General features: G+C 40.6%; 12 protein-coding genes. 8 read left to right on the plus strand and 4 right to left on the minus strand.

All coding sequences use genetic code 11. The features are described 5' to 3' along the window. Positions 1-262 precede the first annotated feature (262 nt). From LX92_RS08030 to LX92_RS08060, 7 genes are all read left to right on the plus strand, one after another. Complete coding sequence (locus LX92_RS08030; RefSeq protein ID WP_109649790.1) at positions 263-1,753, plus strand: ArnT family glycosyltransferase; 1,491 nt, start codon at positions 263-265, stop codon at positions 1,751-1,753. Between the two features lie 231 nt (positions 1,754-1,984). Continuing rightward, positions 1,985-2,842 (plus strand): hypothetical protein, encoded by an 858-nt coding sequence (locus LX92_RS08035; RefSeq protein ID WP_223308346.1) that lies wholly within the window; start codon positions 1,985-1,987, stop codon positions 2,840-2,842. A gap of 186 nt (positions 2,843-3,028) precedes the next feature. Further along, the gene (locus LX92_RS08040) at positions 3,029-4,318 is read left to right on the plus strand and encodes an alkaline phosphatase family protein (protein ID WP_109649791.1); all 1,290 of its coding nucleotides are present in this window, start codon (positions 3,029-3,031) and stop codon (positions 4,316-4,318) included. 175 nt (positions 4,319-4,493) lie between these two features. Next, complete coding sequence (locus tag LX92_RS08045; RefSeq protein WP_211315845.1) at positions 4,494-5,318, plus strand: acyl-[acyl-carrier-protein] thioesterase; 825 nt, start codon at positions 4,494-4,496, stop codon at positions 5,316-5,318. Between the two features lie 291 nt (positions 5,319-5,609). Beyond that, positions 5,610-6,473 carry a CPBP family intramembrane glutamic endopeptidase gene (locus LX92_RS08050; RefSeq protein WP_109649792.1) on the plus strand — a complete coding sequence of 288 codons (864 nt, stop codon included), beginning with the start codon at positions 5,610-5,612 and terminating at the stop codon, positions 6,471-6,473. A 221-nt stretch (positions 6,474-6,694) separates the two neighbouring features. Then, positions 6,695-6,895, plus strand: a complete 201-nt coding sequence (locus LX92_RS08055; protein ID WP_109649793.1) for a hypothetical protein — start codon at positions 6,695-6,697, stop codon at positions 6,893-6,895. 5 nt (positions 6,896-6,900) lie between these two features. Further along, entirely contained in the window at positions 6,901-7,749 is an 849-nt protein-coding gene (locus LX92_RS08060) for an SDR family oxidoreductase (RefSeq protein WP_109649794.1), read from the plus strand. 179 nt (positions 7,750-7,928) lie between these two features. On the opposite strand, the gene LX92_RS08065 is transcribed toward LX92_RS08060, so the two are convergent. Genes LX92_RS08065 through LX92_RS08080 form a run of 4 tightly spaced genes read right to left on the minus strand, consistent with a single transcriptional unit; the run spans position 7,929 to position 12,600 of the window. Beyond that, complete coding sequence (locus tag LX92_RS08065; protein ID WP_109649795.1) at positions 7,929-8,696, minus strand: hypothetical protein; 768 nt, start codon at positions 8,694-8,696, stop codon at positions 7,929-7,931. 24 nt (positions 8,697-8,720) lie between these two features. Then, positions 8,721-9,458 (minus strand): MIP/aquaporin family protein, encoded by a 738-nt coding sequence (locus LX92_RS08070; protein WP_109649796.1) that lies wholly within the window; start codon positions 9,456-9,458, stop codon positions 8,721-8,723. A 31-nt stretch (positions 9,459-9,489) separates the two neighbouring features. Continuing rightward, on the minus strand, positions 9,490-10,986 hold the full coding sequence (gene glpK, locus LX92_RS08075; protein WP_109649797.1) for a glycerol kinase GlpK: 1,497 nt from the start codon (positions 10,984-10,986) through the stop codon (positions 9,490-9,492). Positions 10,987-11,040: 54 nt separating this feature from the next. Continuing rightward, complete coding sequence (locus LX92_RS08080; RefSeq protein ID WP_109649798.1) at positions 11,041-12,600, minus strand: glycerol-3-phosphate dehydrogenase/oxidase; 1,560 nt, start codon at positions 12,598-12,600, stop codon at positions 11,041-11,043. Positions 12,601-12,917: 317 nt separating this feature from the next. Between LX92_RS08080 and LX92_RS08085 the strand changes: the two genes are divergently transcribed. Further along, a complete protein-coding gene (locus LX92_RS08085; RefSeq protein WP_109649799.1) occupies positions 12,918-13,685 on the plus strand; it encodes a DeoR/GlpR family DNA-binding transcription regulator in 768 nt (255 codons plus the stop codon). Positions 13,686-13,886 lie beyond the last annotated feature (201 nt).

The raw sequence follows: 13,886 nt of genomic DNA on the forward strand, positions 1-13,886 counted from the left end.
CTTGTAACATAAGGGATATAAGTCTTTTGTTGGAAAAAAGTACTAAAGGTTTTAAAGTCGGAGCTTGGTAATAAGCAGTACCAACAGCCTGGCGTATAAAAAACCTTTGCCCAGCCTCTTAACACCATCCTACATTTTATCTTGATAGAATTTTTCAGTAAGACTTTTGTTCCCCTTTCCCTTTACCAATGAATCGCCTATATTTATAACGGTATAATAAAGACCGAATCCATGGTCCTGCATTGTACGGCAAAACCTATCCATGAAAAAATACATGCCGATCATACTGATACTTGCATTGCTTAAATTCATTGTTCAATGGATGGGGAATGGGAATTACGGCTTCCATCGCGATGAATTATTGCATTTATCGGTGAGTGAACACCTCGATTGGGGATTTATGGAGTTTCCGCCCTTTATCGCCTTCCTCGGTAAATTATCGTATTGGTTTTTTGATTATGCCCTGTTGGGTGTACGCCTATTCCCTACACTTGCAGGGGTTGCCATCCTCATTCTTTGTTGTCTTATGGCCAAGGAACTCGGAGGTGGTTTTAGGGCCGTTTTACTTGCAGGTATCTGTATTCTTGCATTTTTGCCTTTTTACCGCAACCACACCTTGTTTCAACCCGTGGCCTTCAATCAATTATTCTGGACCATGGGATTTTATTTTATCATCAGGTTTATCAATTCCCAAAACAAAAAGTTCCTGATTCTTTTGGGGTTTACGATAGGGTTGGGGCTATTGAACAAATACACCATGTTCGTTTGGGCCTTTGGGGTATTCATAGGATTGTTTTTCTACCAAAAGGGAACCCTCTTTAAAAACAAATGGCTCTATATCCCAGCATTACTGGCACTGCTGGTTTTCTTGCCCAACTTTATTTGGCAAGTGCAGCACGACTTTCCGCTTTTAGCCCATTTAAGGGCGCTTAAAGACAGTCAATTGGACGAAATAGACCCCATGGAGTTTGGTCGTGAACAATTGGAATTACCCTTCACCCTAATTGTTGGTCTTTTTGGTTTAGGGGCCATGATATTCGGTAAAAACCTAAGCAAATACAGGGGGGTAGGGGTAGCCGTCTTGGTTGTTTTTTGCACCCTATGGGCGTTACATTCCAAGGCGTATTATGTGTTTGGTATATATCCGGTCCTTTTTGCGGCCGGGGCGGTTAAATTGGAGGCCTTACTGGTGAAAAAACCAGTCTGGATGTATGTGATTGCGACGGTAGTTTTAGCGCCTTCCCTTTATTTTATACCACAACTAACCCCTGTATTGCCCATTGGGGAATTTGTGGCCTATAAGGGTCTTAAGGAAGATGAAAATGGTCGGATAGCATTGACGAGTGACTATGCCGATATGTTCGGGTGGGAAGAACAAGTAAAATCGGTAGATAGTGTGTACCGCATTTTGAGTGATGATGAACGGGCCCATTGCGTATTGTGGGCGGGGAACTATGGTGAGGCCGGGGCACTTAAGATATTGGGGAAGAAATACGGTCTTCCAGATCCCATAAGCCGGCATGGTTCTTTCTGGACATGGGGCTATGGCGATAAGGATGCCAAGGTTTGGATCAGTCTAGGCAACGGGAAACCAGTGGTGGAGCATGTTTTTGGGGATGTTGAATTGGTGAAAATAATTACCCATAAATATGCCATTGGGGAAGAGAACGGTATACCGCTTTACATTTGCAGAAACCCTAAAGTCGATATCGATACATGGTGGAAAGACTATAGGGAACATATCTTTGATTGAAACGACATCGGGTAACATCTCCTTAAAATAAAGGATATTGATTCATAAAAAAGGGTTGCCCAGTGCTTTACGATCCCAAGGGCAAGGTATCGTCGACGAAATTAGTGACGTTGATGAAATGGATGTAGGGCTTCCTTGAATTATAGGCCATGGGGTACGCCAATTTCCCTACAATTACTTAATTTTATAAGGTTTATTGTATATACGCTCGAACCATAATTCAAAATCCCAATGAGAAAGAACATAAAATCAAAAACCCTCCTAGTCCTAGCAATAGCAGTTACTTTAGTCTCTTTTACAACGGATTGTTCCAATACCCAGAACCCAAGACCAAAGGGCTTTACTATTGAAAAGGACCTATTGTTGGTGCAATTGGATTGTAAGACGGATGTAGACGACCTTCACACGGCTGCTGCATTGGCAACTTTAGTGGCTGGGTCCGATTTTTCACGTTTGAAGTACCATGCGGTAGCCGGTACCTATGGAGTACAAGAAGGTTTATATGTTCCACCGAATGGATTGCTCCAGCTTTCCTTTGGAAGTAATTGGACAGATGCACATAATAGTAGTGTCGCAGCGGTTGAAAAAGTCAAGACAATTGCCAAAGAGACCCTCAATGGTCAGGGCGATATATGGATTGCAGAGGCGGGTCAGTCCGATTTTACGGCTGAACTGGTAAAAGTCCTTCAGCATGATTTGCCTGAATTAAACACAACTGATCGTATACATGTCGTGCAGCATAGTGATTGGAATGAGAAATCAACTTCCCCGGGGGACCTTGATTTCGTCAAGCAAAACACGGATTATAGGAAAATTCCTGATGGTAATGCCGTCGGAAACGGATCCCCAGGGTTTCGAGATCCTGAATACACCAATTGGCAGGACGATGTTAAGGATCCAAAATTGCAGGAAATATGGAAGTATGCCATAGATTTATCAAACAAATACAACGGGAAGGAGGGGAGATATAACAATAAGGCTGTTTCTTCTGGAGGATTGGACTTCTCCGACTTGTCCGAAGTTTGTGCAATTTTAGGTATTGCGGATATCAAGGATGTTGGGGAATTTTTCGATCGGTATGGGAATTGAACCGTTCTAGTCCCTTTTTTGAACGTACTCCGGACTAATATAAGGAAGGGCTTGGACCCGAATTAAATTGCCTTGGTTTTTTTGAAAATCAACTACATTTGCGGTGTCGAAATCAGGATTTATTTCGAACCATATATTACATCAATAAACCTTTCCACACAATAGAAACCATAAAGACCAAATTGAATGGTACAAAGAAATGTCATATACCTCCTTATCGTAATCTTGATTACCTTAAGTTTTTCATCCTGTAAATCCAGTTCCAATCTAACGGAACCAACATTGACCAGGAATTCAAAAGCTTCATTACAAAAACCATATGTGATCTTGGTTTCCCTTGATGGTTTCCGTTGGGATTATGTCGATAAATACAAACCTCCCCATCTTACCGAATTTATAGCGAAAGGGGTGCGGTCCGAGTCGTTGATCCCATCGTTTCCTTCCAAAACATTTCCGAACCATTATACCATTGCAACAGGGATGTACCCTGATAAGCATGGTATAATCGGGAATTATTTTTATAGTTATAAAAAGGATGTCACCTATAAGTTGGGCAATAGGGAAATGGTAGAGGATGGCACCTTTTATGGCGGTACGCCTCTTTGGGTGCAAGCGGATAAGGCGAATATGGTATCTGCGAGTTACTTTTTTGTGGGTTCGGAAGCTGATATCCAGGGAATAAGACCCACCTATTATCAGATATACGATGCATCAACCAAAAATGAGGTTCGTGTAGCCGAGACCTTAAAATGGTTTGGGTTGCCCAAAAAGGAGAGACCACATATGATAACGTTGTATTTTTCCGATATGGATGATGTCGGACATCGCTTTAGTCTGGATAATGAGAGAGAATTGAAAAAAGCTCTTTTCGCTTTGGATAGGGATTTAGGGGAGTTGTTCAAGGGTGTTGAAGCCATTGGCCTCCCGATTAACATCGTCATAGTTTCAGATCATGGAATGGCTACCTTGCCAACGGCGAACATGCTAGCTGTTGAGGATATCGAGAATAACGATTTATATACCGTAATCGCCAATGGGGCAATCCTGAACATCCACCCCAAAAAAAATACGACCATCGATGCTGTTTTTGAATACCTGAAACCCAAGGAAAATCACTTTAAAGTGTATACGACCGAAAACACCCCCGGTTTTGAATACAAGCCAAGAAACAAGGACTGGGGAAGCATTCAGGTTATTCCCGATTTTGGATATTATTTTTCAGGTAAGGAACGTATTGAAACCCTGAGGAAAAAATCGATTACAGCGGTGGGAGTACATGGGTACGATCCCAAGTATAAGGACATGCATGGTATTTTTTACGCCAATGGTCCCGCATTTAAGGAAGGATATGTTATCCCTTCAATAAAAAACATCCATATCTATCCTTTGGTATGTCAGATTTTAGGTCTTGAAATCCCAAAGGAAATCGATGGGGATTTAAACGAAATACAAAGCGTTTTAAAAACCGATCAATGATTCCGTAAATTCCTTTTGGTTTCGAGGCAGTACCTAATGGGGCCAATGAAAAAAATGGGATCACAGCTTTAAAATTCATAAAATAATTTAAAGATCGATTAAATTAGTACTGTAGGTAAGATCAATGGATTACATTCTAATCGTGCTGATATACAGTTGTTTTTGCATCATGTAAGTGAAATATTCAATAGGGGAAGGAAAGATGATCAATAACTATTTTGAAAAGGAATTTGAATTACGATATTTTGAAATGAATGAATTTGGTTTTGCATCGCCGACGACCATCTTAACCCTTTTGGAGGAAACGGCAGCAGAACATTGTTATTCCATTAATCATAGCCTGTATCAGTTGGGAGGACAAAATATTGGATGGGTTTTGGTTTCTGGGATGATGCAAATGGAGCGGTATCCAAGATATAAGGAAAAGATCACGATTAGGACTTGGATGTCAAAATATACATTGATCAAAGGTTTCAGGGATAATATTATATACGACGAACAGAATAATATTATTGGAAGGGCCAAGGGCCTTTGGGTCTTCTTTGATATTAAAAGAAGAAAACCAGTTCGAATATTCGATGATATAATCAAAAAATGGTCGTGCTGTAAAGAAGAAAGTATCGATTACGATATATCTACAAAAATCGAGGAATTTGACAATCCGGATTACCAACTGGAATTCAAGGTAAATAGATATGATACCGATATGGTGAGGCATGTCAATAATATCAGGTATTTACAATGGGTAGTTGAGTCAGTTCCCATAGGGATTATCACTGATTATTATCTGTATGCCATAGATGGCCGATTTATGGTGGAAGCGAATTATGGTCAAACGATTGTTTCCTTGACAAAGGATGATACCGGGAACACATCATTTTTACACACTATAAAAATTAAAGGAACGGATAAGGTATGCGCAACGGCAAAGACGATTTGGAAGAAAAAGGAAACAGGCAGGCACAAAACGGAAAACCTTGGGCAAGCCTATGGTATTTAATGTATCATTGATTCAAGTCGCTTCCGCGCCTATTTTTCACACAACCAAAGGAAAAGCTGACTTTCGATGCCTTGTTAGAATATTTACAGGTATTTAAAGGTGCTTTCCGGAAAAGTTGACAAAGCAAACTGCCGTGTTTTACCTTGATATTTTACATAAAGTTCAATAAGTGATTAAAAATCAACTATTTTAGGGGTCTTACTAATTTGGATTTATGGCCATCGTGTGTACATAGGACTGTTGGACCTGATATTTGATAAACATCGGGGATATAAATAAGAATCACCATTTATGAATAAAACGCTAAAACGGGTCATCGATTTTCCCCTTATGAAAATCATATTGGGAATCGGGATTTGCTTATTGATTCTTATTGGTTTCCAGAATTTTATATCGAAACCGTTTTTTTACTTTTTAATTGATTCCAAACCTATAGCGGATACATTCATCAATTATACGTCTGTCGCGGTATTATTGCTTACGTATTATTATCTCTTTGGATTGTATGAGAAAAGACAGATTAATGAGTTGTCCAGAAAGGGAATAGTAAAGATGCTATCTGGTGGTTTCTTATTGGGCTTTTCGATTTTATCCTTTGTTATTTTGGTTTTATACCTCTTGGGCTATTATAAAATCATACAATTTTCGGGATTCTCTTACTTTTTGGCCCCTTTCTCCTTTTTGGTTATTGCGGCCTTAATTGAAGAAATTTTGTTTAGGGCTATTTTGTATAGGATTTTGGAAAACTGGCTAGGGACTTATATTGTTTTGGTTATTGTATCCATTATGTTTGAACTGCCCCATGTCTTTAATGATAATGTAACCCTCTTATCGGTGGTTTTAGGTCTTCTTTTTGGTTTTGCCCATGGCATAATGTATACTTATACCAAAAGGGTTTGGTTGCCGTTTGCATTTCATTTGGGATGGAATTTCGCCCAACCGTTTTATGATTCAAATTTGTCCGGACTAGAGGATGTTGGGTCTGTATTTAAGGCTGAATTCAATGGTCCGGAATTGATCACGGGAAGTATCTATGGGATTGAGGATTCTATTTTGTCTATATCTTTACTGTTTATAGTGTGTTTGGTGTTTTTAAGATTAGCGATAAAACATAATAAAATAGTCAAAAGGAAGCTATTGGGAGGTGCCCAATAAAAGCTTTGGTCCATTGCTTCCAGATTTTAAAGAAGGATTACAGGAATAATGTTGGTATAGCATGTATAGGCCATCGTATGTAAACAGGGTTGTGCGGAACAATACTGAAGAACAAAACCCCAATTTTTGAAGACCATTCCCATATTTACCATTCTTAGGCAAGAATTTACCTTTTGAATTGGATAAACACAACGGAACTTTGTCCAATAAAAAATAAAATTATGAGTCAAGTAGTACTGTGCCCCAAATGTGGTGGTAAATCAAAGATCAAGGAAGAGGATGGGGTCGTTTCTTATCAGGCAATTCAAGATGAAGAAGCTATTAAGAAAATAGGTCAACTTAAAAAGGCCATGGAAAAGTTCAAAGCAAAGGCAGAGCAACTTGAAAAGGAGTTGGAGGCCATTAAGTCAAAGCAAAATTAACGGTTATGAAGATTGCAGTAACATCAGCTAGCGGGCATTTGGGGTCGGCCATCGTACGACAACTAATAAAGGAAATCGGGAAAGAGAATGTTATAGGTATTGCACGGACCCCCGAAAAAGCACATCGTCTGGGAATCGAAATCCGAGAGGGGGACTACAATAACCGAGAGCATTTTAATAAAGCATTACAAGGTATTGATGCGGTTCTTTTGGTTTCAGGTATGGATGACCCACAGAAAAGGATACAGCAGCATAGAAATGTCATTGAAGCGGCAAAACTGAACGGGGTTCATAAGATTGTTTATACCAGCATTATTGGAGACGAAAACAAAACGGCCTTTAGTCCTGTAGTGCAAAGTAACCGCCAAACAGAAAGGGATATACAGGAATCCGGCCTTGCGTGGGTAATTGGTAGAAATGGAATTTATATCGAACCCGATTTGGAATACATAGACCAGTATGTCAAAGCGGGTGAAATCAGGAATTGTGCAGGGATAGGGAAATGTGCCTATACCAGTAGGGAAGAATTGGGTTACGCCTATGCACAAATGCTGTTGCATGAAAAGCATAATGGGCAGGTGTACAATTTGGTAGGTGAGCCTATCACCCAAGAGAACCTGGCCAAATTGATCAATCAGGCATATGGGACAAGCCTGTCTTATAATCCTGTTTCAGTTGAAGCTTATGCGGAAGACAGAAAAGAGGAGTTGGGGGAATTCATGGGAACCATCATCACCGGAATTTACGAAGGAATCAAGAATGGATCCAACGATGTACCATCTGATTTCGAAACAGCCGCTGGAAGACCACATAAGTTCCCTATGGAAATGATCGAATTATTTAAAAACAGATAAGGAAAAAGGAAATTAAAGCGCTGGGTTAAGAGGTATTGATAAAGCCGGTTGTTTGTATTGTCCCTAAAGAATAGCGTTGGACTAGGTCTTGTCTTTTTAGTTGTGAATATAAAAACCCGTGGTCTGAATATAGATTCATACCACGGGTTTTATGCTAAGTTTGGGGAAACTACCTAATATTAAAATAAGCTAACCGCTAATTGTACCCTTGCTATTTTTTGGGAAGGGTTCCAAAGTGTTGTTGCTGAAACCGGGAAGCTTAAATCTGAAAATCTTAGGGTTTTTGTGGCTGTTAAACCTACATTCACAAAATCGAAATTCTGCTCGCCATCGCCGTATAAATGCGTATCCCCGTTAAAAGAGAATGCACCACCTACAAAGCCCCTTAAATTCACTTTTGATTCACTGATCAACGGATAAGACACTTCCACATAGGTAGAATAACGCTGCTCTAGATCTCCATCGTCATTCAATTGGGCATCGCCACTACCGTACAACAATACATCGGCTTCCAATCGTAAAGGGAAACTTTCGTTGAAGGTATAAGAGGTTCTAAGATCCAATAAATGCGTGGTGGTGTTCTTGTCGTAATTCCACACATCGGGGGTAGCTACGTTACGGGTATTGAATAAATCCCACAGACCAATGGAAAAGCCATTTTCGGCATATTGGACATAGTAGTTTATTTCTTTGTAATAAGTACCGTCGGCATCATTCGAGAATGACATTCCACCCCAAAAACCAGTGGTGAAACTACCCGATTCATTCAATCTCAATTGAGAGAAAACAGCGACCATGGGTTTATCGGTAATGACCAAACCCCTCCATAAATGGTTCGTTTTTACATCAACATTAAAGTCGATCGGACTGTCTTTCAACTCTGTTTCTTGGGCACGGCCCATTTGCACTGTGATCAGCGCTACGAATACTATAAGTATTTTTTTCATTGTAATTTACTTAAGGGGAATTTTCTACATTAAGGCCATATATAACAAGGCAGCGATAACACATCCGATAATGGGGCCTACCACGGGAATCCAAGCATAACCCCAGTCACTTTTGCCTTTGACCGGTAAAATGGTGTGCATGATCCTTGGTCCTAGATCCCGGGCAGGGTTAATGGCATAGCCTGTTGTTCCTCCCAAGGACAAACCAATGACCCATACAAGAAAGGCTACGGGTACTGCCCCAATAGAGCCTAAACCAATGATGGCCCGAGCTTCTACATCTCCTGTGATATCTAATTCCGGACCAGCCAAATAGAATATGACAAAGACCAAAACGAAGGTTCCTATAATCTCACTGATTAAGTTGGAAAAGGTGTTCTTAATTGCCGGACCTGTACTGAAACAAGCTAATTTACCGCCTTCATCATCTGTAATCTTAAAATGGTCCTTATAAAATAACCAGACTAAGAAGGCGCCTAACATGGCACCGATCATTTCACCTGCTAAATATTCCGGGACTACATCCCAGGCAATCTTTCCTGCAGTGGCCAAACCTATGGTTACCGCTGGGTTCAAATGCGCGCCACTATAGGGGCCTGCTACGATCACACCTACAAATACGCCCAAGGCCCAACCTGTAGTTATTACAATCCATCCTGAATTGTTTCCCTTCGTATCGTTTAAGACGACATTGGCAACCACACCGTTCCCTAATAAAATAAGGAGCATGGTACCTAATATTTCTGCTACTAATATTGACATGATTATCTATTTAATGGTTGTTGGTCAGTGATTATTCTTCAATCCAATGCTGTGCACACTTAACGGCTTTATGCCAGTAATGCAACATATTGTCGACTTTCTCCTTAGGGGCTTCTGGATAGAACTCCTTATCAACAACCCATTGGGATTGGATATCATCGATACTATCCCAGTAACCAACAGCCAAACCTGCCAAATAGGCGGCGCCCATAACTGTTGTTTCCAAGGTTTTAGGTCGTATGATCTTAAATCCGAACAAATCGGCTTGGATCTGCATTAATAAATTACTGGCACTTGCACCACCATCTACGCGTAGTTCAATACTTTTTTCACCAGCATCGGCTTCCATTGCCCTTACGATGTCGTATACTTGAAATGCAATACCCTCTATCGTTGCCCTAGCAATATGGGCATCTGTGGTACCACGGGTGATACCCAACATGGCACCCCGGGCATATTGGTCCCAATAAGGGGCTCCCAATCCCGTTAGGGCAGGTACAAAATAAACGCCTCCGTTATCTTCCACGGTTTCTGCCAAATGGTTGATACCTGGGGCTGTTTTTACCATTTTCGCGCCGTCGCGTAACCATTGGATAGCGGCTCCACCAACAAAAACACTTCCTTCAAGGGCATAGGTGGTTTTACCGTTGATTTTCCAAGCAACAGTGGTCAAAAGATTGTTTTCTGAGTACACCGCTTTATCACCGGTATTCATTAATAGGAAACATCCTGTACCGTATGTATTTTTAACCATTCCCGGTTTGGTACACATTTGACCGAACAAGGCTGCTTGTTGATCCCCTGCAATACCCGCAATCGGAATTTTGGATGAGAATAGGGTGGTAGCCGTAGTACCATAAATTTCACTACTTTCCTTAACCTCGGGTAACATGGCTTTTGGTATGTTGAACAATTCCATCAATTCATTGTCCCACGCCATGGTATGAATATTGAACAACATGGTCCTACTTGCGTTGGATACATCGGTAATGAACATTTTTCCCCTTGAAAGTTTCCAGATAAGCCACGTATCAATGGTTCCAAAACAAAGTTTTCCTGCTTCCGCTTTTTCCCTGGCACCTTCTACATTGTCCAAGATCCATTTAAGTTTGGTTGCTGAAAAATAGGCATCGATTACCAATCCTGTTTTCTTTTTGATCATATCGATATGACCGGCATCCTTTAACTCATCGCAATATCGCGAGGTCCTTCTGTCTTGCCATACGATCGCATTGTATATGGGTTCGCTGGTTTCACGGTCCCAGACAACCACGGTTTCCCTTTGGTTGGTAATACCTATGGCTGCAATGCCATCGCCTGAAATACCTTGTTGGGCTACTACCTCGGCCGCAACGGAAATTTGGGAAGACCAAATATCATTGGGGTTATGCTCTACCCATCCTGGTTTTGGAAAAATCTGTTCAAACGGTTTTTGGGAAACTCGAACGATCTCACCGTCGTGATTGAATAAAATCGCACGGGAGGAGGTCGTCCCTTGATCAAGTGCTAAAATCAGTTTGTTCTTCATGTTTAATTGATTAAGTAGTTTTAATTGTTTCTAGGGGACAATTAAAACCGTGGTTTATAAAATATAGTTAGAGGTTACTTCGATATAGTCAGCAACTTGCTTGGTTTGCCAATCGGCATCCTTTCCAAGTTCCTTTGCCATAATTTTGGCTACCTCAGGAGCCATTTTAATACTCTCTTTGGCATCTAAAAGTTGACAACGGGTTCTACGTGCAAGAAAATCTTCCACAGTGCGCGCCATTTCATTTCTTACGGCCCAAACCACTTGGGCCTCTATAACCCCCAAGGAGGTACTTAAGGATTTGTTCCATCCGTTCACTTTGGCCAGATCGACTATGGCATCTTCGTCACTGCCATAGAAATATAAGGGGTTATCAAAGTTGACATTTTCTTTATAGCCATGGATCTTAAGGTGTCTTGTTTTTGTGGGAATGTGTTTCCATTCATGGTTCTTCTCAGCCTTATCGACCAAATCTTGACCCATTCTCCTAAAGGTTGTCCATTTACCACCCACGATAGTCAAAAGTCCGGATTTGGACGTATAGATCTTATGGCTTCGGGAAATCTCTTTCGTTTTGTTTCCTTTGCCATTCGTAGCGGCCAAAGGTCGCAAACCGGCAAATACACTTAATACATCGCTTCTTTTCGGTGCCTTGGTTAGATACCTACTTGCCGTGCTAAGGATGAAACCAATCTCTTCTTCCAGTGCCACGGGCTCCAATGATTCTTTTTCGATTGGGGTATCTGTGGTGCCAACGATTACCTTATTATGCCATGGTACTAAAAACAAGACCCTACCATCATCTGTTTTGGGAATCGTAATAGCATCATCCCCAGGTAAAAAGGATTTGTCCAATATTAAATGTACCCCTTGACTTGGGGCAATGGTTTTTTCAGCTCCAGGGGAATCCATTTGCAAAACGTCATCGGCAAAAACACCGGTAGCATTCACTACCTGCTTTCCTTTGATTTCGAATGATACATCTTCTTCCTCATCATGTACCTTAACACCCGTTAGGTTGCCATCGTTATCTTTGACCAAACCATCAACAGCACAATAATTCAGTACTATCGCTCCCATCTCAACAGCGCTCTGCAAGGTATTAATGGCCATTCGTGAATCATCGAATTGACCATCATAATAAACCACACCCGCTGAGATTTTATCCGGGTTGATAAGCGAAATACGTTTTAAGGTTTTTGATTTTGAAATACGTCTAGATCGTCCAAGGCTCAATTTTCCGGCCAATAGATCATAAAAAGTTAATCCAACGGTATACAATATTTCATCATATAAACCATGTGTCGGAATTATAAATGATTGACTTTTGGTTATATGGGGGGCATTCTTCAACATTAAGCCCCTTTCTACGACGGCCTCCCTTACCAAACCTATATCGCCTTGTGCCAAGTATCGCACACCACCGTGTACCAATTTGGTTGCCTTACTTGAGGTGGATTTTGTAAAATCCGATTTTTCCAATAATACAACGGAGTATCCCCTGGCAGATGCCTCAAGAGCAATGCCGATGCCTGTTGCCCCGCCTCCTATAACTATGAAATCGTACGTTTTAGATTCCTCTTTTAACCTATCGATCATTGCTTTTCTGTTCATGATTCCTCTTTTATTTTTTGATATTGATTTCTAATTCGATATAAATATACAACAAAACGAAACAAAACAAAACCTTTTTTTGGTTGTGAAATGTTATTTTTTGTAAACTATGATTTTTGTCATAAAATCGAAGCCAAATGTTCCAAATAATTGGTATTTCATCGAAATATTTCAATTTTCGTATTATTTATTGTTTCTTTTTTAGGATAATGTGATGTGTGATGGTTTCGTTTTGATTACGGATAGTTCTGTCAAAAGTGATATCCAAGCTTTATTTTGATTACTTGATGTTGTACCTTTGTGTAAAACGAAACAAAATGTCATTGAATATTATCGATCGCCACAGGCTTATCCTGGAGAAGCTTGAAGAGGATGGCTTTGTAAACGTTAACGAATTGAGTAAGGAGTTTAATGTTTCTTTGGTTACAATTCGAAAGGACTTAAAGTTACTTGAAGAGCGGAAGCTGTTGTTCAGGTCGCACGGGAAAGCTATTCCGGTGAATCCGTACATTACGGAACACCCCGTAAATATCAAGGAAAAAATACATACCAAGGAAAAAAACAAGATAGCGATAGCTGCTGCCCTAACCCTAGAGCCGCATGACAGTATTATAATTGCTTCAGGAACCTCGGTCATCGAATTTGCCAGGCATATTAGACCTATTGAGGGATTGACCGTATTAACCGCTTCTTTGAACACGGCCATTATCTTGGCCGAACACAAAGAGATTGATGTTATGCAATTGGGAGGCATTGTTCGATCGAGTTCCTCCTCCGTTGTGGGGCCTATTGGTGAAAAAATGTTGGCCGAATTTACGTTTACCAAATTGTTTTTAGGGGTTGATGGGATTGATCTCGAATATGGCCTCACGACCACAAGTTCTATGGAGGCTTCCTTAAATAAGGAAATGATCAAAGCGGCACATAAGATCATTGTCTTGGCCGATTCTTCAAAATTCAACAAAAAGGGGTTTGGAAGGATTTGTGGGTTGGATGAGGTTGATCAGATCATTACCGATGATGGTATTGATGAGAAAACAAAGAACAGATTGGTTGAATTGGGTGTTGAGTTAACGATTGTCTAAACGAAATACCAATACAAAAACACTCCCCGGGTATTTAGGTCTATGGCCTTAAACGTAGGGGTAGTATTGGGTAGGGGACCCAAATGTTCCATACCGGAATATAACTAAAGGAAGATCCACTTCATTTGTTTTTTATAAATGAAACGGGGGTTTGACCTTATTAGGCTCAAACCCCCGTTTAGGCTTAATGTGTACAATGCT

The sequence above is a fragment of the Maribacter polysiphoniae genome (assembly GCF_003148665.1).
Lineage (GTDB): Bacteria > Bacteroidota > Bacteroidia > Flavobacteriales > Flavobacteriaceae > Maribacter_A > Maribacter_A polysiphoniae.

Bases quoted from the DNA above. Each gene is read 5' to 3' on its own strand.
- LX92_RS08030 (WP_109649790.1), top strand. From the start codon at position 263: ATGAAAAAATACATGCCGATCATACTGATACTTGCATTGCTTAAATTC.
- LX92_RS08035 (WP_223308346.1), top strand. From the start codon at position 1,985: ATGAGAAAGAACATAAAATCAAAAACCCTCCTAGTCCTAGCAATAGCA.
- LX92_RS08040 (WP_109649791.1), top strand. From the start codon at position 3,029: ATGGTACAAAGAAATGTCATATACCTCCTTATCGTAATCTTGATTACC.
- LX92_RS08050 (WP_109649792.1), top strand. From the start codon at position 5,610: ATGAATAAAACGCTAAAACGGGTCATCGATTTTCCCCTTATGAAAATC.
- LX92_RS08055 (WP_109649793.1), top strand. From the start codon at position 6,695: ATGAGTCAAGTAGTACTGTGCCCCAAATGTGGTGGTAAATCAAAGATC.
- LX92_RS08060 (WP_109649794.1), top strand. From the start codon at position 6,901: ATGAAGATTGCAGTAACATCAGCTAGCGGGCATTTGGGGTCGGCCATC.
- LX92_RS08065 (WP_109649795.1), bottom strand. From the start codon at position 8,696: ATGAAAAAAATACTTATAGTATTCGTAGCGCTGATCACAGTGCAAATG.
- LX92_RS08070 (WP_109649796.1), bottom strand. From the start codon at position 9,458: ATGTCAATATTAGTAGCAGAAATATTAGGTACCATGCTCCTTATTTTA.
- glpK (WP_109649797.1), bottom strand. From the start codon at position 10,986: ATGAAGAACAAACTGATTTTAGCACTTGATCAAGGGACGACCTCCTCC.
- LX92_RS08080 (WP_109649798.1), bottom strand. From the start codon at position 12,600: ATGAACAGAAAAGCAATGATCGATAGGTTAAAAGAGGAATCTAAAACG.
- LX92_RS08085 (WP_109649799.1), top strand. From the start codon at position 12,918: ATGTCATTGAATATTATCGATCGCCACAGGCTTATCCTGGAGAAGCTT.